The following is an 18,850-nucleotide window of genomic DNA, read 5'->3' on the forward strand; positions in this document are numbered from 1 at the left end:
ATTTTGTTTTTTATTTTTAGTCTAATTTCTATGAATCTCTCCATATTGCGCGGTTTCTTTTTTTTCCCTTTGGCATTTGGTTTGTTGTTCTTTTCTTTTTGTATGGAAACTTCCTCTCACTCTCCCAAAAAACCTGATGACCCAGCACTACGAAAAAAATTGACCGATTTACAATACCGAGTTACCCAAGAGGACGAAACAGAACCCCCCTTCCAGAATGAATATTGGGACAACCACAGACAGGGAATCTATGTGGACATTGTTTCCAAAGAGCCACTTTTTAGTTCCAAAGATAAATTTGAATCCGGGACGGGGTGGCCTAGTTTTACAAAACCACTCGTAAAAGAAAACGTTATCGAAATACAAGACAATTCTTATGGGATGATCCGAACGGAAGTGCGATCTAAAAAGGCAAATTCTCATTTGGGCCATGTATTTGACGATGGACCAGCACCAACAAACAAACGCTATTGTATGAATTCGGCCTCTATGGAGTTTATTCCCAAAGACAAACTGAAAGAAAGAGGATACGATTCTTTTCTTTCAGAGTTTACGGAATTAGAAAAAAACAAATAGCGGATGTTAGAATCACTTAGATGTGGTTTGCCAAAAACAAATTAGCTTGGTTGGTCTTAACAAATCACCTTAGTTTTTTATGCCCAAAGATTCATCATAAACTCTTCGTCTTTGCGTAAGGAAATGAGTTTGTATTTGGTTTCATGGATGTCTTCTCTGGATACATCTCGTTTCCAACGCACATCCACTTTCAATTTACGAACCTTAGTTTGTAATTCTAAAAGTTCCCAAATGGAATCCTCCATTTCCTTTCTATAAAGATTGGTGAATAAGGGAGCCACTTGGTCGGGAGTGTCCATTTTTAAAAGTTCAATATGAGTTAGGTCGTGGATATTCTGTAAAGCCCAAATGTGTAAGGTGAGAGTGGTGATTCTTTCTAATTGGGAGATTTCATCTTTGATATTTCTTGTGACTTGTTGTTTGAAAAATCGAATTCTTTTTTCTAAATAGGCAATGAGATCTGATTTGGGGATCTCTCTTTGTTTCCATTTTTCCCAATCGGTTTTTAAATCTTCGAATAGACCTTCTCCATAAAATACAGAAGAGGCTTCCATCAGTTGCAAACTTCCAGGTTCCGAAATTTTAATTCTATGGCGAAGAGAATCCGCATCTCCGGCAATCATATTCACTGGAGCCACATCTTCTAATTTCTGTAAGGCGCGTGAGATGGAATCAATGAACTGTGACTTCATTTGGTCTGTGGAATGGGCCACCAAATAAAAATTGAGATCAGAATCGGGATGGAAATCACCACGTTCCCTCGATCCATAAAATAGAATTTGGTAGGGTTTTGTTGACGGGATGATTTCTAATTCATCCAAAACTTGTGCATAGAGGTTGGGGTTTAGTGCTTCAAATTCCATAGTTCATTCAAAGTATAATTTCATTCGGGAAAGATTTTCTAAAATGGCTTTGAAGGCACGGTCACGTTCCTCTTTGCCAGGAAAAGGTAAGGATTTTACATTATTGAGATCTTGGTAAATGATTTCAATGGAAGGTTGGTTGGGATTTTTTTTGATGGAGGCAACGTAATCCAAATTGATAACTTCCGATTCACCTAATTTTAACCACATAAAACTTCTCCCCAAAGCCTAACGGCCACTGCCTATTTGCCTAATCTTTTTTTTGAAAAAAACAGGGCTTTGCCAAAAATAAAAGACCTAGTATAGTTCCAGAGATTGTTGCACCAACAGGTGGAGTTCTTTTGCCAGTTCTTTGGCGCTGATTTCACTTGGAGTGGTGGTCTCAAAAACGAGTAAAAATCCGTTGTGGATCCCCTCCCAACGAGCATACCGCTTTCCCTCGGGAAGAGAAAACACGAGAACACTACATTTTTTATTCCCCCAAACAAAATAGGAAACATCGGGATTTTGAACTTCGTCTTTGTAGAAGTAAGGAAATTGCGACTGGTTTTCTCTATCGGTGGAGGACAATCGAATCCATTGGATTGTCCCATCCGTCTCCAACCGAATTTCGTAACTATTTCCAGTTCCAAAAATAGATCCAGACTTGAGGAGTTCAAAATTTTCTTTTGCCACCCAAACGGCATGGTAGGTGAGGCGTAGTTCCTTTGTTAGGTTAGATTTTTTCGGTTCGAGTTTTTGTTTTATGGGTTCTTCTTTTTTTTCCAAAAGGATTTGTTTCTCCGATTGGCAGCCCACCATAACCATTAATGAAAAAATAAATATGATTTTAATGGCCGACTTCATATTCATCTCCTAAATAATTTTGGAAAAGATACCCATCTTTTGTTTTCTTTTGTAGATAGTCTGGAGAAAGAAGGACTTTGCCGCCACCACCAGTTAAGTCTTTTACATAACTAGGGATTGTGATTCCAGAATGGTAACCGCGTAGTTTTCGATAGATTTCAATCCCTCGTTCGATGGGTACAACAAAATCGGAACTTCCAAACACCTCATCACATTGGTGGAGGTAATAAGGTTTGATTCCGATGGAGATAAGTTTATAATTCAGTTCTGATAAAACCTTCTCATCATCGTTGATTCCAGATAACAAAACCGATTGGTTAAAAATAGAAATATGCCCCGTTTTTATCATTCGCATAACATACATTTTAGTTTCTTCTGTGATTTCATTCGGATGATTGAAATGAGTCACCATATAGAGAGGGAAATGTTTTGCAAACACAGCCGCCAGTTCCTCAGTCAATCTCATGGGCATGGTGACTGGGTGACGGGAGTGAATCCTCACTTGGTTGAGATGAGGGATGGATTTTAATTCCCCTAAAAGATAATCAAGAGAAGAATCAGAAAGAGTGAGGGGATCACCGCCGGACAAAATGACCTCGCGAAGTTCCGTGTTTTTGCGGAAGTATTCGAGAGCCTTTTCCCATTCGTTCCGATTGGGAGTTTCTTCTGGGTCAGATACTTTTCTTTTTCTTGTACAAAATCGGCAATAAACGGCACATACATGCGAAATGTACCAAATGGCGCGGTCAGGATAACGGTGGGTCACCCCTTTGACCGGCATATACTTTTCTTCTGCGAGCGGGTCTTCCACTTCATTGGGATTTTTTTTCAGTTCTCCCGCACGGGGAAGAACCTGTTTGCGGATAGGACAATTGGGATTTGTTTGATCAATTCTATTTAAATAATAAGGAGTGACGGCAAAACTAAAATCGGCTAATGCCGGTGCAAAACTTTCCCTCTCTTCTTCAGTAAGAGTCAGTTTTTCTTCCAAATCAGCCAAAGTAGTGATTCGGTTTTGTAATTGCCATTTCCAATCTGACCAAGTCATCGCTTATGACCATACTTCGGTTGACACATGGCCAAGTCCCTCGGATTTTGTTTACGAGTAACGAAATTATGAACTTAGGCATTACAGAAGTAAAAAAAGGAATGATCCTCAAGATTGAAAACGAGCTTTATTCCGTCGTCAAAACCGAGTTTGTGAACCCAGGAAAGGGTTCTGCATTCATCCGTACCAAACTAAAAAACATTGTCCGTGATTCTTCCATTGAAAGAACCTTCAAAGCCGCTGAAAAATTAGAAAGTGTGGATTTGGAACGCCGTAAAATGCAGTATTGTTATGCTGACGGTGACCAAATCATTTTTATGGACGTCAACGATTACGAACAAATTCCTGTTTCTAAAGATTATGTGGAAGACATCCTTCCTTTTATGAAAGAAGAAACTCCAGTAGAAGTATCGTTTTATAATGACAAACCAATTGGGGTCACACCTCCTAATTTTGCTATATTGGAAGTAACTTATGCAGAGGATGGTCTCAAAGGAGATACTACTGGTCTTGCGCTCAAACGAGTGACAGTGGAAACCGGTGGTGAAGTCCAAGTTCCTATCTTTATCAAACAAGGGGACACTGTTAAAATTGACCTCAGAGATTTGACTTACGTGGAGCGCGTGAACAAATAGATTTGGATTCTCACCCTTCCTTAAAGGAACTGACCAAACTTTCCCATACCTATTATGAAAGGCAGTGGATGTATGCCACTGCTGGGAATCTCTCCGCTCGCGATGGAGATACATTTTGGATCACGGCTTCTGGAAAACATAAGGGAGAACTCACAGACAAAGATTTTGTTTGTGTTGCCGTCAAAGATGGATCTTTGGTTTCTGCAAATGAAGGACTCAAACCCTCAGCAGAAACTAGCATCCATCAGGTGGTATATTCTAAAATGGACGATGCGGGGGCTGCCCTCCATGTCCATACTTTGGATTCTAATTTGTTAGAATTTGGAATTGGGAAAGAAGAAGGTTTTCGAGACTTCCCTCTCCCTCCGATTGAAATCATCAAAGCCTTTGGGATTTGGGATGAAAAACCAAATCTCAAGTTTCCTGTTTTTTATAACCACACTCACGTTCCGACCATTGCTTCGGAAATCAAACGTTACTTTGAAACCAAAGGACAACCGCAAGTTCCCTTTCTCCTCATTGAAGGGCATGGCCCCACGGTTTGGGGAAAGTCTGTGGCAGAAGCGAACAAACATTTAGAAGCAGTTCATTTTCTTTTGCAAGTAATGGCTAGGCGTATATGAAGAGGGATGCCCATGTTTATATTTTTGGAATTGGTTCCGGAATTGGGCAAGGGCTTCACAAACGTTTTTTAGAAGACCCATCGGTTGCCCTCTTTGGTTTTTCTAGAAAGGGAAGTTCGGATCTTTCGCAATTCCCCGAGAAAGACCAGGGGACTTTTGTTTTGGATGCCAAAAATCCCAATGACTTAGAAAAATTTCAAGTATCCCTAACTTCTAAATATGGATCGCAAGCAAAGATAAAGTCATCCTCTTTGCAGAATACAGATCTCGTTGTTTATTTTGCCTTGGGTGATGGGGTCTTTGGCCCAATTTCAGGATTAGAAGAAAAGGCCTTGGCCTCGCATTTCCAATTGAATGTTCATTCTCTGATTTTACTTTCAAAGGCCTTTGCTTCCCATTTGCCTTTATTTCAAAATACTACCTTTGTATTTTTAGGATCCACTGCGGGAAAACAAGGATTCCCCGAATCCGTAGCCTATTGTGCTTCCAAACATGCGGTTCTTGGAATCACTCGTGCCCTCAGGGAAGAGTGGAAACCATTCGGAACGAAGGTAGTCCATGTGAGCCTTGGTGCTGTTGCCACGGAGATTTGGGACACAAGACCCCAGTTTGACAAGAATGATATGGTTTCAATTTCGGACATTTCCGAGTATTTGTGGAGTATTTCCCACTTGCCTAAATCTGTCTTTGTAGATGACTTATCCATTACCCCAAGAAAAGGAATCTTATAGTTCCCATGGAATTTAAGGAATCGATTGTACTCGTGACCGGTGGCAGTGGAGGGATTGGAAGAGAAATCGTTCGAACCCTTGTCCTTGCGGGGTTTTCTGTCTGGAATCTGGACAAGGTCAGACCAAAATCTCCCATCCTCCAAGAGACCTACCGTGAAGTGGATTTAGCAGAAACTCCCTTTGTGGTGGAAAGAAGTCTCAAAAAAATCATAGAAGAGAGTTCTGGTGCTGGCGAACTTTATGGGCTTGTGCACAATGCAGGATTTGGTGGACCCTACCACCCCATCACAGATGTCTCCATCGAAGAATGGGAGTCTATTTTTCGAATCAATTTAAACAGTTTTTTTCTTTTATCCAAATTTCTTTTGCCCATCTTTCAAAAACAAAATTTTGGAAGGATTGTTGCGATTGCTTCTTCCTTATCCATAGTGGGTTCGGCCAATTCGGTTGCTTATTCTTCCTCCAAACACGGATTAGTTGGGTTTATCCGTTCGGTTGCTGATGAGTGGGGAAAGTTTGGAATCACTGCCAATGCACTAAGCCCTGGTTTTGTAGATACAAATATGGGAATCCAAGAAGACCAAGTCAGCGATCATCGGACTAAAATTATTGACAAAACGCCTGTTAGGAGAATTGCGGAACCTTCGGAAATTGCACGTGTGGTCAATTTCCTTCTTCAAAAAGAATCCGGTTATATTTCTGGATCCAACTGGACTGTCGACGGCGGACTCACCGCCATTTAACAAAAATATGAGAATATCAATTCCGCATGATCATTTTTTACAGCTGACGACTAAGGAAACCTTAGGAAGGTCTTCCGGGATCATCTTACAAAAAGAAGCTCTGTCGATTATGAAGACGGTAGAAATCCAGAGTTCTAGAGAAAATATTGAAGCCGGACATTTATTCCGACCCACTGACTCCAATTTTGAAAAACTAAAAATGGATCGTGAGACGGCACTTGATGCTATGTGGCAACTCATTGACTATGGCCTTACCACTCAACTTTTTGAAATCAAATATGATTCTGATGTGGGTGAATTACGATTTGTAAATTTTCTTGTAGGACTTCCTGGCGGAATGCCTTTGGAAGAACCATACAAACTTCTCATTGCAAGGTCTACGGAACATTTATACCAATACATCCAAGCAAAAAGAATTCTAACAGAAGATACATGGCGTAATGTTTTAAACAAATTGGCAGACATCGACTATAAAGAAGAAGATGGGTCTGGTGATGAATTGGATCGAATCTTAGAACCAAAACAGTTCCCCTTACAACCGTCAGCTGAAATGTTGAAACGCTCTCGTGGCCTCATCATTGACGAATTAGAAGCAGATCCAAAAACCATAGTTCTTCCTCATGTAGGTTTTTATTCAGTCCCTGAAGTAGAAGCTGCCAATTTTCTACATATTGCAAATGAGTATTTAATGACCAAAGTGGAACCTTTGGCAAAAGCTTTTGATACAGAAATCAGATTGGCCTTTGATCGAATCCTGATTGCAACACCAGTGAGTGGGAATGTAGAACCCAACGAAATTGATTTAATCCGATCCAAAATTGAAATGTTGTATGGGTTTAAGGAAATTCTAAAAGAGAATGGATTTTATCCATTGGTTCACAACTTACGAAAAGTTGCCGATATGGCAGCGAAGTACGCTGAAATAGAAAAAAAACGAGAAGTGGACCGACTCCTGAAAGTGTATATGAAGATGTTGGATAGCCAATTCGATTTTGATTCAAGGTTACTCCGCATCAATTTAGAAAAAGATAACGAACATGATACCATTATCATAGATTTACTTCGAAAAAATCCCAAAGTCCTCTCAGCGGAATGGCATGACCAAGATGCAAAAATCGCTGTTTTTGTGAATAATAACCAAAATAATATCAAAGACATCAATCAACTGATTTTTCAAAACTATCGTTTTACGACCGAACATATTTTATATCTCAAGGCTATCATTGAGTTAAACGAAAAAGAGTTAAAACCGCTATTTAAGGATGATGATTTTGTAAAAACTTACGGGAAAAATTTACAATCCGTGTATTTTAAATACATTCCTTGGTTCTATAAACTTTTTTACTTTTTAGGTGTGTCGCCAATCGTTAATTCTGGTTATGCGAAAGCAAAATCAATTCTTACTTACTCTCAAATGGATCGTCAGTTTTTGTACCAAAAACGTAGAGAAAACTTTTTTAAAAAGAAACTTCGAGAACGAGAAGAACGAATTGAAAAGGAAAGAAAACAACAACTCAAACGAGCGTTAGTTTCTGCACTCAGCGATGCTTATTTCGAAAAAAATTGTTTACCTTCAGTGGATTGGTTGGGATCCAATTATCCTGCATTTTCTGCAGAGATCTTGGAGAAAATGATCCCGGATTTTGCTTTTGTTTCTACTACTGGGAAATCGGTAAAATCAAACTCCATCATTCTATTTCCAAATTCACCAGAATTTGATTCGCTTAACAAACGTTTGAAAGAACTATTCAATCAGTGGACAAGAGGTGAGTTAGAACCACCATCAGAAGATCCGGAAATCCTTGTCCAAATTCGTGGATTGATTTGAAAGTTAATACCAACGTTTGATTCGAAAATATAGTAACATCAGAATTCCTAAAAACCCCATAGCCCCAAGGGCAGTAATAAATCCATATTCCCATTCGAGAGTGGGCATGTGGCGGAAATTCATTCCGTAAATTCCTGCGACCAAAGACATCGGTAACATGATGGCAGTCATGATGGTGAGTATCTTCATGATCTCATTGGTTTTACGAGTAGAAATAGCAATATGTGCTTCAAGTGCAGAAGAAATAGATTCAATATTACTATCTACAAGTTCTAAAATGCGTAAAGAGTGGTCTCGCACATCCCGGAAAAAAGCATCGGCTTCATCGCTAAAAAAACTATTTTTGATTTTTTCTAAGTCTTCTAATACTTCTTTGTTTTGTAACATCCCTTTTTTGATCGAAAGAAGACTTGCCCTCAAACTATAAACATTGCTGATATCTAATGATTTTGAATTCCCAAAGATTTGATCTTCAAAATGTTCGATTCGTTCTTCGATTTTTTGAGTGATGGCCAAGGTATGGTCAGTTTCAATATCTAAAATTTTGTGTACGACAAATTCATACCCACGAGCCAAAATTTTGTTATTCACTTTCCATTGGTCAATGATATCGCCGATGCTATCTCGATAATCTAGGGTCAAAGATATGATTTGATTTGGGGTTAATATAAAGTTAAAATTCTTTTGGGTGAGTTGGTTCCTCTCAAAATGGAATCCACGAAATACAAAAAAAATATAGTTGGGAAAAATCTCCAGTTTGATCCGACTTGATGGATTTAAAATATCTTCAATGGTCAATTGATGGATATCATGTTTCTGAAAGAGAAACATAAGTTTTTCTTCATTTTCTGCTGTGATATGAATCCAATGTTTGGGATGTCTATGGGAGAGAGGAAGAGGCCTATCGAGGAGCACTTCTTCTTTACTGGAAGGAGTTAAAATATAATTAAAAAGAGCAGGCATTTAAACAATATTCCTTAAGAAAAATTCTCTTAGTTCTTTTCTGTCATCAGTGCAGTCTTCTGCGAACACAAATTTTCTGGTTTTATAATATCCGGAAGCAGTGATCATAGATTCTTTGATTTTTCCTGCGCGGGACAGGATGACGTGAAATTTTTCTCCTGGCCTTAGATTTTTTTCCAAGTTTTGTAGGGTGGTTTGTGTTGCCCGTTTCCCATTGATAGCAAGGATTTCATCATCTAACATTAGATTCAGTGAATCCATATCTGATTTGTGGAGGAGTTTCTGAATGTATAAATTCCCGTTTTTATCTTTGGTTTTGAATCCTGTTTCTCCAACAAGATCAGTCTGAATTCTCCGTATTCCAATGATGTCCAAATACAGGTCGACTGGAATTGGTTTTGGATATTCTAAATATTCGTTAAATTCTGTTTTTAAATCCACTCCAGTTACATCTTTTACAGTGTCAAAAAACTCTTGTTTGGTGAAACCTCTCTGTTTCGTTTTGACAAATACTTCATTGAGTTTATGGAAAACATGACGGATTGTTTTCTTTTCTTTGGATTCTTGTAATAAAAAAAGATTCATACATAAGGCAAGGACACCACCTTTAGTGTAATAAGAGACTGTGATGTTATGGCTATTCCCATTTCGTTTGTAATACTTTGTCCATGCTGTGAAAGATGATTCTTCTAAACTCATCCAAGAATCTGCTTCATTGTCTTCCAAAGCAAAAATATCCGATTGGAGTTTGGAAATATATTCTTCCTTAGAAAGAAATCCTGAATGAAAAAGAAAATAAACGTCATAAAAACTTGTAAACCCTTCGGCAATCCACAACTCACGAGTGAGGTTGGGTTTTTGATAATCAAAGGGGCCAAGGGCAATGGGCCGAATTCGTTTGATATTCCAAAGATGAAAGTATTCGTGAGATAAAAGTTCAAGTAGCCTTTTATACTCTTCCTCATCGGAGATCAGTTCGGGATTAAAATAATTGATGCTGGATGCTCTATGTTCCAGACCTCCATAAGCAGGCAAACTTAAGTTTAATACAAAAAGATAATAAGGATTTGGGCTCTCCATCATCCATTCAATTTGTGTTTCTGTAATTCGTTTTAAGTCATCGGCTAATTTGGCTTTGAAATCGAAACTGACATCCCCCTCGACCAATAATTCGTGTTTGGTGGTACCTGCTGCGAAGAATACAGAATTTTTTTTGCTCAGGTGGAAAGGCGAATCAAACAATTCATCAAAATTTTCTGACCGAAATCGAAAAGGATCTTCAGGATCACGAGTTAAACTAGAATACACATAAGGGAAAAATTCGGAAACTTGGAACAGTACGGAACTAGGTTTTTCTAAACTTCCTTCTGGGTATAAAAACAAAGCTGGTGGGTTGATGAACCCAAATTCGGTTTCTAAATAGTTGGTCCTTACGGTAAAATCCTCAAAGGCATAGATGATGTATGTGATTTCGAATTCTTGCGGGAGGTTTTTTAATTTCCATCTATGGAGATCCACCATCTCCCAAAGGACGGGTTCATTTGTTCTTGAATTCCTAACTTCAAATTTATGGAGGTGTGTCCCATAGTCGCGAATCATATAAGAACCGGGGGTCCAACTTGGCAAACAAAAGTTTAATTCCGATTGGTCCGTTTTGACTCGGAGCCGAACTTGAAAGTAGTGTTTGAAGAGATCAAAAATGGAAACTTCAAAATCCAACTGAAGGGAGTTAGACTGGTCGGTTTTGTCTAAAGTTTTTTCTGGTTCTTCTTTTGCCATAGTTACACTATCTTCTTTTATTTTTAGTTTTGATCAAATGTTTTCTTGACGTTATTTCTTTATAGTACTAGAAAAGGCATAGCTAAGGTATAAGCAAAGGAGGTGGTCTTTTTGGAAAGTAGTTGTTACAACAAAAGATTTTTGACTCGCGAGGTGGCTGGGCAATAACGCCTCTAGCTTTGTTGCAAAACCGACCAGACACAGTCTTTCCAAGTTCCGAACGGGTGGTCTCCTTCGGGCAAAACGCAGTCGCTTGGAAAGATTCCTTTGTTCTCTTGTGGATTTTACCCGTCCTCCCTCTTTAGAGGTTAAATTTTAATAAAATTTCTGACAATTTAGAGCTAATTCCTGTCATGCGAATCGAATTGTTTGACATGGTTTCCGATTGTTCCGATAGAATTTGAGATCCGTTGGAAATATTGATGGTCATGTTGGAGAGTTCGAAGGTTGCCCTTTTTTGTTCTTCCGTAGACTGTTGGATCGATTCTACTAGAGAAGTGATCTCTTCGATTTCTGCATAAATTTGGTCTGTCCTGGATTTTTGGTCTTGAATGAGAGGAACAATATCCTTTGCTTTTTCGAAAATGACAGAAACTTCTTTGATGATCTCTCGCAACAGATCGATGAGGTTTGTGACCTGGGTCCCTCCGTTTTGAATGGAATCCAAAGCCTCTCCAGATAGAGTATTGATTTGTGAAACCGACTCTGCGGCCTGAGATGCAAGTTTTGAAATTTCTTCCGCCACCACAGCAAATCCTCGGCCTGATTCCCCAGCCCTGGCCGCTTCAATGGCAGCATTTAACGCAAGTAAGCTTGTTTTCTCGGATATATTGGAGATTACATCTGAAAATTCGGTGATGGCCAAAGATTTCTCTTGGATTTCTTCAATTGCTTTGGATGTGAGGCCGGCCATATTCCGTCCTTCTTCCGCCTTTTGATTTGCGACGACTGCAATTTCTCCAAATGATTCCACTTCTTTTGTGATATTTTGTACGAGAGTCTGGATGGCATGTAGTGAATTGTGAATGGATTTGGAATTGTTTACTGCTTGTACTACGTTCGTATTGATTGTTTCAGAAGATGCGTTTAATTCTTCAACTGTGGCACTTGCTTCTTCTGAAGAGGCAGCTTGGCTTTGTGCCAGATCAGATAGTTCAACGATAGTGTTTTCCATAAATTTGGAAGTTTCTGTTAGATCTGATCCTGAAGTTTGAGCTACACTTAAGATATGTCGAATGCTTTCAGTCATCGAACCGACTGCTTCCACTAAATGACCAATTTCGTCTTTATGATCGTCATTAATTTCTTTGGTTAGATTTCCGCTGGCAGCCTCTTTTGTGAAGGCGATCAAAGTTTGTAGTCGGCTATCAACCAGTTTGCGGAAGATAATGATATTTGCCAAAGTAGAAAATAAAATTCCAGTGATTCCAAGTACCAACGCAATCCAAAAAATAAATTGGATTTCATTTGTGATTTTTCCTTGTGGATAAGAAACACGCAAAGCCCAAGGCGCTGAATTTTCAACGAGTTGGATGGGTAAACTAATATGAAAATATTCTGAATCTGAATAACTTTGTTTCTGTTTGGAAGAAATCGCAAGGTTTACATAAACATCTTCTGAATCTTTCCATTGTACTTCTTTACCTTCTGGATGGAGTCCATTAAAAAGCACATATCCATTGCTTGCTACAAGAGTGATTTTTACAGTGCCTTCTAGAATTTTTAAATTTTGAAGATAAGTTCGTATGGTTTCTAAGGAAAGGTCCGCCCCTGCAATTCCTAAGAAGGTTTGGTTTCGTAACACTGGATATACAAGGGAGATCATCGTTACATCTTTTCCATCTACTTTATAATCAAAGGGAGGAATGAGTTCTACCTTCCGATTTTTTTTGGGGAGTTGGTAGAAGTCGGATTCAGGAAGGTCAAATCCCACTACAGGTTCAATGATGATTTTTCCATTGGATTTCACAGAATAGGGAATCATTCGACCTGAAGAATCATGATTTTTTGAATTTCGATAGTTTGTATCTTTGCCATCAAAAGCATTTGGTTCGAATACAACATATGTACCGAGAATGGATTCGTTTGAAGCCGTCATCACATTCAAAATTTTGAAAACACGTTCACGGTCTAAGATATTTGGTTCTTGTAGAATTTGTTTGAGTAAGTAAGCTTCACCCAGTGGTGCCGAGAGATAGTCACTGACATCGAGGGAAATTTTATCTGCAAGGATTGAAATATTCTCCAAAGCATCTTCTTTGGCATTTTTGTATATGACATAAGAGATTAAAGTGAGGATTACACCTAATGAAAATAGGGTAATGATGGATGAACCTAAGGCTAACTTTTGTTTGATGCTCATTCTCTTGGGTTTACTTTCCTAAGTGAATGTTACCTTAAGTTTGTGATCTCATTTCTCAACAAATTTCTAATCAAGATGGAGTTTTTCTGGATATTGGCTAACGCCTAATAGATTAGATTCATAATCCAAAAAGTATACAGTATAATCCGTTTGGTTCTGGATTTTGACTTGGTTAAAAAACTGAATCCACTCAGATCTTTTGGTTTCCTCCCATTGGAAAACAAGAGCACGAGGGGACTTTTTTTCACCTTCTTCTAACATCAAAATGATGGATCCAAAATGGATCCAAATGGAACGTACGGCTCCCGTTTCATAAAGGAATTCCTGTACTTTCTTTGCTCCTGGAATTTGGAGGTAAAACTCTGCTAAATTGGAAGGGTTCGGTGTTCCGATGGCAATGTGGTGGATCATTTTTTTGTTTTCAAATCCCTTTCTAAAAAAGAAGCTATCATGAAATCTATGTATCGGAGTTTTTCATGAAAAAATCCCTCATCCTGGCGCTCGCTCTCGGGCTTTTTTTGGCTAATTGTAAATCCAAAGTGTATACCCAAGAAGAGTGTGAGTCTGCTCTCGCTAGCACATTCGCTCAAATTGAAGAAGAAGCTAAAAAGAATCCAGCAGCAGCACCAGTCCTCGCAGGATTACAACAAGGTAAACAAAAAATGATCGACCAGTGTATGGAAGGAAAATTTGATCCTAACTGTTTGAAAAATGCACCAGGTTTTGCTGGCATTATGGGTTGTGTAAAAAAATAATTTTACAAGACCTACCGGGAGCGGTCGTTCCCGGTTTTTCCATCCTCTAAACTTTCAAACCCACCTGGTTCTGTATAACATCCATGAGATCTGTAGGGACCATCTTCAAAGAATCGAATTTCCTGCGCATATCGTTTCCCTTCACGTAAACATTGTTTGCAAATAAAAGGACGAATGGCCCAATCCTCACATTCTTCTGGTCGAAAGCTTGGAAACACTCGAAGGAAGGGTTTAGAAATTTCTTCTTCCGGTGTTGCGAAGAGAACAAAACAAAAAACAAAACTGACCCCGAGAACTAAACTTAGTTTCATTCAATAAAACTATCGGAAAATTCTTCGTTTTTCAGGATGGACTTTAGTGAAAGAAAATGTGAGTACAGAATGGAAAGGGGTGATGCTTGTTCTCATGGGAGCCCTTTTATTTAGCGCAAAAGCCGTAGTTGTTAAATTGACATACCGTTATGAAATTTCGGCAATTGGGTCTCTTTTTTTCCGAATGTTGTTTGCCTTTCCATTCCTTGTTTGGATCGCCTGGAGTGCGGAGAAAGAGGAGGGAAAAACAGCACTGACCAAAAAGGATGTGATTTACGTTCTTCTGATGGGAGTTGTCGGTTATTATTTAGCAAGCCTCTTTGATTTTCTCGGACTTAAATACATCAGTGCTGGCTTAGAACGAATCATACTATTTATCTATCCAACTCTTGTTGTGCTTCTTTCCTTTTTGTTTTTAAAAAAGAAAATCCATTTGCGAGAAATATTTTCTTTGGTTCTGACTTATACAGGTGTATTTTTGGCCTACGGTCAGGACGTTCAATTGGGTTCCGCCAAAGATGTGAGCCTTGGGGCTTTTTTCATTTTGCTTTCGGCTCTCACTTATGCGATTTATTTAATGGGCAGTGGCTCCATTATTCCAAAGTTAGGTGCCAAAAAATTTACAGCTTGGGCACTACTTATCTCTTCGTTTGCTGTGTTCGTTCATTTTGCAATTTTTGGAACAACGAAGGAACTAATCCAACCATTCTCATTTTATGCATTGGCATTTGTTATGGGCACTGTGAATACAGTGGTGCCAGCAATATTTGTTTCCGAAGGAATCAAACGTGTTGGTAGCAAAACAGCTGCTATAGTAGGTTCAGTTGGACCTATGTCGACTCTTTTCCTTGCGTATTGGTTACTTGATGAGCCCATCACTTTGCTACATGGTATTGGTACATTATTCGTACTCACTGGCGTTTTTTGGATCAGTACGGCAAAAAAAGCAAAAGAAGTGTCTGTTTAAGAGAGAATTTTTCTTTCCAATTGTTGAAAATAAGTAGAGAATACGGATCTATATGAAATTACGCAACCTACTGCTTCTATTAGTATTTGTCACAACAGTGTCGCAATCGGAACTGTATGCACAATTTACTTGTGAAGGTTCTGCCTGTAGTTTTTTGCCATCGGCATTGACAGAGGCTGGGAATGGTTCCCTGAAAAAATTTGAAACAGGTTACTTAAACGAAGTCCTTAAAACAAATTTAGAAGCTGGTTTTCTTGCCAATGTTGGCACAAGCAATATTGGTACTGGAACAGTTCGTAGAATTCAATTTGGTGTCAGTGCCTCCGCTGCTGGATATAAAAAAGATGACATCCAAATCCAAGACAACTTAATCAAATACCCGAAACTACCAAACGTGGGTGGTGCGGTCATCCCTTCTTTTCATTTGGATTTTAATCCGGGTTGGTTGCTCGGAACCTCGGAAGGTGGGTACATCCGTCGAATTGGAATTTTTCTTCATGGTATGAATGTCGCAGTCACGGAAGACCAAATCCAAGCTGCTTCTAATAATAAAAACTACGAGGGACGTATCGCCGTACGCTCGTATGGTGGAATGGTCCGTTACCAATTAGTTGAAAAAGAAGGTTTTTTAATGAACCTCATTACTTGGAATGGAATCAACGTAGGAGTGGGGCATCATGTCATGGAACAAAACATGAGCCTTAGTTATTTAGAAGGAAAAGCTTCTCAAATCGAATTCCAAGGTGTGAAAGGAAAATGGGGTGGGGACACAAACTTTGTTTTTAATACAAAGGTTCAAACAACAAATGTGGACTTGCGGACAGGCCTTGGTCTATTTTGGATCGCCAATGTGATTGTGGGTGGGGGTTACAGTTGGAACTCTGGGCATAACTCTGCTTCTCTCTCCAGACGTGGTCCATTTCTCATTACCCTGAACGATTCACTCCCTTTGGAACTTCCTAGAGAATACCAATCGGTACTCGACAAGGAACTCCTGGCACAAAGCCCGAATGCCACTTTGGGATTTCGAGCAGGTGGAGAATCCAATTCCAAACGTGGGATTGGTTACGGAATTGTTGGTTTAGAATTGGATCTTTATTTACTTAAGGTCATTGCGGAAGGATTGTATGGTGGGAAGGACCTGTATTCCGCCAATCTAGGAGTGAAACTCTCTTTTTAGGAAAACTTCGGGGAAATCCATAAAACCTTGCCGTACGGATTGCGAAATTTACCCTACGTCTTAGGTCTAAGTTTCAATGAAGTTATACAAACGCTACGCACGCGCTTTCACTCTCGCCTCCCAAGTTTTTTCCTTGGGAATTGTGGTTCCCATCGGAATTGCTCTCATTCTTTTCTATGTCGATTTAAGTCCCACTCAGATCAAAACATTCATTGGGGCAACCATTGCCGCAGCTCTAGTGAGTTTACTCCTTCCATCATTTATTTTTCCTAAAAAACTAAAAGCCATCAAACAAGGGCTCATGGAGCTGGAGTCACAAACAGAAAAAGATCCTAAAACCTATGTAGAAGTTTGGAATCTAATCGCAAAGATGCCAGTGATAGGTGCATCTGTCGGGAGTGCGCAGTGGATTTTGGCTCTTCCCATTGTCATAGGACCACTTTTATACCTTCCTGAAACCAGTAAGTCAGATTCGTTTTATATCGTTTGTGTTCTAATCTTAACTGCACTACTCAACGTTGTATTTTCTTTTATTCTTTTGGAGAAAGCCTCTCATTTGGTTTTGGAAGACGAAATTTTCCAAGCAGAGCTAAAAGAAAGAATATCTCCTTACTACAGGAATCTTCGTAACACAGTTCCCATCATGTTTTCAATGATGGTAATGGTTCTTTCTATTTTTCTTTTGATTTATGCGTTTAATGTCAATGCCAAGTCTTTGGAAAAAGCATTCTCCAACCAATTGTATAATTTCAACCAAAGTAATGAAGCTGGGATCAATGTATATTTTGAGTCAGTCGAAACCAATCTAAAAGAAATCAGTGGTTTGCCTGTTGTAAAAAATGCATTAGAAACTAAAAATTACAAACTGGCAGAACCTGTGCTTTCCAAAGTTCTAAGTGATTCCCAATTATTATTGGAAAATGTTTTTATCGCTTCCTTTGCGGAAGGGGTGCCCATCGTGGCCTCAGGACTTCCAAATGGAGCTAGTATCGGTTACTCTTTAGCTTCCAACGCTGATATTTTAGAAAATGTCAATGCAGCCAAAGAGGGAAAAAACCACGTTGGGGTAGCAGTTAAATCACCATTTAACGGGAATATTGTGATCATGGTGACAAGTCCTGTAAAAAGTGCAAATGGAACTGTGATTGGAATGGTTGGGATGCCGTTTCTTGTAGGAAAGGCTATGGAGTCTTTTCTAAAAAATGTAAAAATTGGAACTACTGGTTATTCCTTTCTTTTGGATAAACAATCCACTATGGTTTATCACCCCAATCCAAAATACCTAATGCATAGTTTTAAAAACACTGAGTTTGAAGAACTGGCTAAAAACGCAGGGGAATCTGATTCGTTTCGTAACCCTTGGGAGGGTTCTACCTTTTTACTGAGAAGAAAGGTAAGTCAAAAGTACGGTTTACAGTTTTTTTCTACTATCGATTTAAAAGAAATTGAGGTGGAGAGCCTTTCCTCTCTACGAGGACTAACAATCATTAGTATCGTTGGCGCTGTTTTTATTGCCGTTGCCATTTACCTTCTTTTTACGGCTCGGTTCAAACCGATGAAAACCATTGGGAAAATTTTACAAGATATTGAAGTGGGAGACCTTCGCCATAATGCAAAAATGGAATCTTCTGATGAGTTCGCTAGGCTTGCACGAGGTCTCAATGCCACTTTAAAGCAGATTTCTGAAGTTGTGGGATCGAATCAGGTTTTTTCAGAAGATTTGGCATCTTCCGCCGAACAAATGTCAGCTTCTCTTAATATGTTGTCTTCCAATGCACAAACACAAGCTGCCTCTGCGGAAGAAATATCTGCATCCATTGAAGAGATTTCCGCAGCAGTTCAAAATGTGGATGCACAGGCTGAGGATCAGTTCCGCAAAGTTGATTTTTTAAAATTAAAAATGGCAGAACTATCCACTTTGATTGAAGCAACAGGTAGGCAAGTAGGCAAAGCTTCCAAAGATGTGACACTGATTTCAGAAGAAGCAAAATCAGGACAGGCATCATTGGATTCGATGAGGAATTCCATTTCCAAAATCAGTAACAGTTCTCAAGAAATTGGAAGTGTGATTGAGATTATTAATAATATTTCGGAACAAATCAACTTACTTGCGTTAAATGCTGCGATTGAAGCTGCGAGAGCTGGTGTTTACGGAAGGGGATTTGCCGTTGTCGCTGATGAAATTGGGAAGTTGGCCGAAAAAACAGCCATTTCCATAAACGACATAGGGGAACTCATCCAAGCCAATGAAAAGGAAATCGAAAATGGTCGTGAGAACATCGAAACAACGATTTCTCTCATCCAAAGGATCATCCAGGGGGTTAGTTCTTTTAACGAAATGACAGATACCATCGAGGTAAGTACCCGAGACCAGCTCATCATCAACCAAAAGGTGGGAGAAGAGGTCGATAAGGTAAACCAAATCAGCCAGGCCATTCGTCTTTCCATGGAAGAACAAAAAAATGCCATTGGGGAAGTGGCCCAGGCCATTTTTAGCATCAACGATTTGACCCAAGGGACAGCCGCAGGACTGGAAGAAATGACAGCTACCTCCAATGGGATTGCCAATTTGGCAGAAACTTTGAAAAAGAAGATCAATTTCTTTAAAATCTCCTAACACTTGCCTTTTTTTAGCCTATT

General features: G+C 39.2%; 19 protein-coding genes. 10 read left to right on the top strand and 9 right to left on the bottom strand.

Annotated elements, in window-relative coordinates; translation table 11 throughout:
* Positions 1–30: 30 nt before the first annotated feature.
* A complete protein-coding gene (gene msrB / locus EHR01_RS08830; protein WP_135694377.1) occupies positions 31–576 on the top strand; it encodes a peptide-methionine (R)-S-oxide reductase MsrB in 546 nt (181 codons plus the stop codon).
* A gap of 77 nt (positions 577–653) precedes the next feature.
* Here msrB and EHR01_RS08835 read toward each other — a convergent pair whose 3' ends face one another.
* From EHR01_RS08835 to EHR01_RS08850, 4 genes are all read right to left on the bottom strand, one after another.
* The gene (locus tag EHR01_RS08835) at positions 654–1,439 is read right to left on the bottom strand and encodes a hypothetical protein (RefSeq protein ID WP_135694378.1); all 786 of its coding nucleotides are present in this window, start codon (positions 1,437–1,439) and stop codon (positions 654–656) included.
* Positions 1,440–1,442: 3 nt separating this feature from the next.
* Entirely contained in the window at positions 1,443–1,649 is a 207-nt protein-coding gene (locus tag EHR01_RS08840; protein ID WP_004787999.1) for a hypothetical protein, read from the bottom strand.
* A gap of 87 nt (positions 1,650–1,736) precedes the next feature.
* Positions 1,737–2,285, bottom strand: a complete 549-nt coding sequence (locus tag EHR01_RS08845) for a hypothetical protein (RefSeq protein WP_135694379.1) — start codon at positions 2,283–2,285, stop codon at positions 1,737–1,739.
* Positions 2,269–3,333: a KamA family radical SAM protein gene (locus EHR01_RS08850; protein ID WP_135694381.1), complete on the bottom strand. Its 1,065-nt coding sequence runs from the start codon at positions 3,331–3,333 to the stop codon at positions 2,269–2,271. Before EHR01_RS08850 ends, EHR01_RS08845 begins: the two co-directional genes overlap by 17 nt.
* 68 nt (positions 3,334–3,401) lie before the next feature.
* Here EHR01_RS08850 and efp point away from each other — a divergent pair, with 68 nt between their 5' ends.
* The 5 genes from efp to EHR01_RS08875 are packed head-to-tail and all read left to right on the top strand — an operon-like array spanning position 3,402 to position 7,893.
* Entirely contained in the window at positions 3,402–3,968 is a 567-nt protein-coding gene (efp, locus tag EHR01_RS08855) for an elongation factor P (protein WP_135694383.1), read from the top strand.
* Positions 3,969–3,970: 2 nt separating this feature from the next.
* Complete coding sequence (gene mtnB / locus EHR01_RS08860) at positions 3,971–4,591, top strand: methylthioribulose 1-phosphate dehydratase (protein ID WP_135694385.1); 621 nt, start codon at positions 3,971–3,973, stop codon at positions 4,589–4,591.
* Complete coding sequence (locus EHR01_RS08865; protein ID WP_135694387.1) at positions 4,588–5,322, top strand: SDR family oxidoreductase; 735 nt, start codon at positions 4,588–4,590, stop codon at positions 5,320–5,322. The genes mtnB and EHR01_RS08865 overlap by 4 nt, the downstream gene beginning before the upstream one ends.
* Before the next feature lie 5 nt (positions 5,323–5,327).
* Positions 5,328–6,065: an SDR family NAD(P)-dependent oxidoreductase gene (locus EHR01_RS08870; protein ID WP_135694389.1), complete on the top strand. Its 738-nt coding sequence runs from the start codon at positions 5,328–5,330 to the stop codon at positions 6,063–6,065.
* A gap of 7 nt (positions 6,066–6,072) precedes the next feature.
* The gene (locus EHR01_RS08875; protein WP_135694391.1) at positions 6,073–7,893 is read left to right on the top strand and encodes a hypothetical protein; all 1,821 of its coding nucleotides are present in this window, start codon (positions 6,073–6,075) and stop codon (positions 7,891–7,893) included.
* A 3-nt stretch (positions 7,894–7,896) separates the two neighbouring features.
* Here EHR01_RS08875 and EHR01_RS08880 read toward each other — a convergent pair whose 3' ends face one another.
* The 4 genes from EHR01_RS08880 to EHR01_RS08895 form a co-directional block, all read right to left on the bottom strand.
* Positions 7,897–8,856, bottom strand: a complete 960-nt coding sequence (locus EHR01_RS08880; protein ID WP_135694393.1) for a magnesium transporter CorA family protein — start codon at positions 8,854–8,856, stop codon at positions 7,897–7,899.
* A complete protein-coding gene (locus EHR01_RS08885) occupies positions 8,857–10,635 on the bottom strand; it encodes a M61 family metallopeptidase (RefSeq protein ID WP_135694394.1) in 1,779 nt (592 codons plus the stop codon).
* A gap of 301 nt (positions 10,636–10,936) precedes the next feature.
* Positions 10,937–12,997: a methyl-accepting chemotaxis protein gene (locus EHR01_RS08890; RefSeq protein ID WP_135694396.1), complete on the bottom strand. Its 2,061-nt coding sequence runs from the start codon at positions 12,995–12,997 to the stop codon at positions 10,937–10,939.
* A gap of 66 nt (positions 12,998–13,063) precedes the next feature.
* Complete coding sequence (locus tag EHR01_RS08895; RefSeq protein WP_135694398.1) at positions 13,064–13,408, bottom strand: VOC family protein; 345 nt, start codon at positions 13,406–13,408, stop codon at positions 13,064–13,066.
* A gap of 65 nt (positions 13,409–13,473) precedes the next feature.
* On the opposite strand from EHR01_RS08895, the gene EHR01_RS08900 reads away from it, so the two are divergent.
* The gene (locus EHR01_RS08900) at positions 13,474–13,752 is read left to right on the top strand and encodes a TIGR04454 family lipoprotein (RefSeq protein ID WP_100744950.1); all 279 of its coding nucleotides are present in this window, start codon (positions 13,474–13,476) and stop codon (positions 13,750–13,752) included.
* An 11-nt stretch (positions 13,753–13,763) separates the two neighbouring features.
* On the opposite strand, the gene EHR01_RS08905 is transcribed toward EHR01_RS08900, so the two are convergent.
* A complete protein-coding gene (locus tag EHR01_RS08905; RefSeq protein WP_135694399.1) occupies positions 13,764–14,063 on the bottom strand; it encodes a hypothetical protein in 300 nt (99 codons plus the stop codon).
* A 46-nt stretch (positions 14,064–14,109) separates the two neighbouring features.
* Between EHR01_RS08905 and EHR01_RS08910 the strand changes: the two genes are divergently transcribed.
* From EHR01_RS08910 to EHR01_RS08920, 3 genes are all read left to right on the top strand, one after another.
* On the top strand, positions 14,110–15,030 hold the full coding sequence (locus EHR01_RS08910) for a DMT family transporter (RefSeq protein ID WP_135694401.1): 921 nt from the start codon (positions 14,110–14,112) through the stop codon (positions 15,028–15,030).
* A gap of 52 nt (positions 15,031–15,082) precedes the next feature.
* Positions 15,083–16,210 (top strand): Lsa36 family surface (lipo)protein, encoded by a 1,128-nt coding sequence (locus EHR01_RS08915; protein ID WP_135694403.1) that lies wholly within the window; start codon positions 15,083–15,085, stop codon positions 16,208–16,210.
* 76 nt (positions 16,211–16,286) lie between these two features.
* Positions 16,287–18,827, top strand: coding sequence for a methyl-accepting chemotaxis protein (locus EHR01_RS08920; RefSeq protein ID WP_135694405.1), 2,541 nt, complete (start codon positions 16,287–16,289; stop codon positions 18,825–18,827).
* Positions 18,828–18,850 lie beyond the last annotated feature (23 nt).

It is taken from the genome of Leptospira mtsangambouensis (assembly GCF_004770475.1).
In the GTDB taxonomy this organism is placed as follows: domain Bacteria; phylum Spirochaetota; class Leptospiria; order Leptospirales; family Leptospiraceae; genus Leptospira_A; species Leptospira_A mtsangambouensis.

Excerpts from the sequence above, each read along its gene's own strand:
- msrB (WP_135694377.1), top strand. The coding sequence starts at position 31 with ATGAATCTCTCCATATTGCGCGGTTTCTTTTTTTTCCCTTTGGCATTT.
- EHR01_RS08835 (WP_135694378.1), bottom strand. The coding sequence starts at position 1,439 with ATGGAATTTGAAGCACTAAACCCCAACCTCTATGCACAAGTTTTGGAT.
- EHR01_RS08840 (WP_004787999.1), bottom strand. The coding sequence starts at position 1,649 with ATGTGGTTAAAATTAGGTGAATCGGAAGTTATCAATTTGGATTACGTT.
- EHR01_RS08845 (WP_135694379.1), bottom strand. The coding sequence starts at position 2,285 with ATGAAGTCGGCCATTAAAATCATATTTATTTTTTCATTAATGGTTATG.
- EHR01_RS08850 (WP_135694381.1), bottom strand. The coding sequence starts at position 3,333 with ATGACTTGGTCAGATTGGAAATGGCAATTACAAAACCGAATCACTACT.
- efp (WP_135694383.1), top strand. The coding sequence starts at position 3,402 with ATGAACTTAGGCATTACAGAAGTAAAAAAAGGAATGATCCTCAAGATT.
- EHR01_RS08865 (WP_135694387.1), top strand. The coding sequence starts at position 4,588 with ATGAAGAGGGATGCCCATGTTTATATTTTTGGAATTGGTTCCGGAATT.
- EHR01_RS08870 (WP_135694389.1), top strand. The coding sequence starts at position 5,328 with ATGGAATTTAAGGAATCGATTGTACTCGTGACCGGTGGCAGTGGAGGG.
- EHR01_RS08875 (WP_135694391.1), top strand. The coding sequence starts at position 6,073 with ATGAGAATATCAATTCCGCATGATCATTTTTTACAGCTGACGACTAAG.
- EHR01_RS08880 (WP_135694393.1), bottom strand. The coding sequence starts at position 8,856 with ATGCCTGCTCTTTTTAATTATATTTTAACTCCTTCCAGTAAAGAAGAA.
- EHR01_RS08885 (WP_135694394.1), bottom strand. The coding sequence starts at position 10,635 with ATGGCAAAAGAAGAACCAGAAAAAACTTTAGACAAAACCGACCAGTCT.
- EHR01_RS08890 (WP_135694396.1), bottom strand. The coding sequence starts at position 12,997 with ATGAGCATCAAACAAAAGTTAGCCTTAGGTTCATCCATCATTACCCTA.
- EHR01_RS08895 (WP_135694398.1), bottom strand. The coding sequence starts at position 13,408 with ATGATCCACCACATTGCCATCGGAACACCGAACCCTTCCAATTTAGCA.
- EHR01_RS08900 (WP_100744950.1), top strand. The coding sequence starts at position 13,474 with ATGAAAAAATCCCTCATCCTGGCGCTCGCTCTCGGGCTTTTTTTGGCT.
- EHR01_RS08905 (WP_135694399.1), bottom strand. The coding sequence starts at position 14,063 with ATGAAACTAAGTTTAGTTCTCGGGGTCAGTTTTGTTTTTTGTTTTGTT.
- EHR01_RS08915 (WP_135694403.1), top strand. The coding sequence starts at position 15,083 with ATGAAATTACGCAACCTACTGCTTCTATTAGTATTTGTCACAACAGTG.
- EHR01_RS08920 (WP_135694405.1), top strand. The coding sequence starts at position 16,287 with ATGAAGTTATACAAACGCTACGCACGCGCTTTCACTCTCGCCTCCCAA.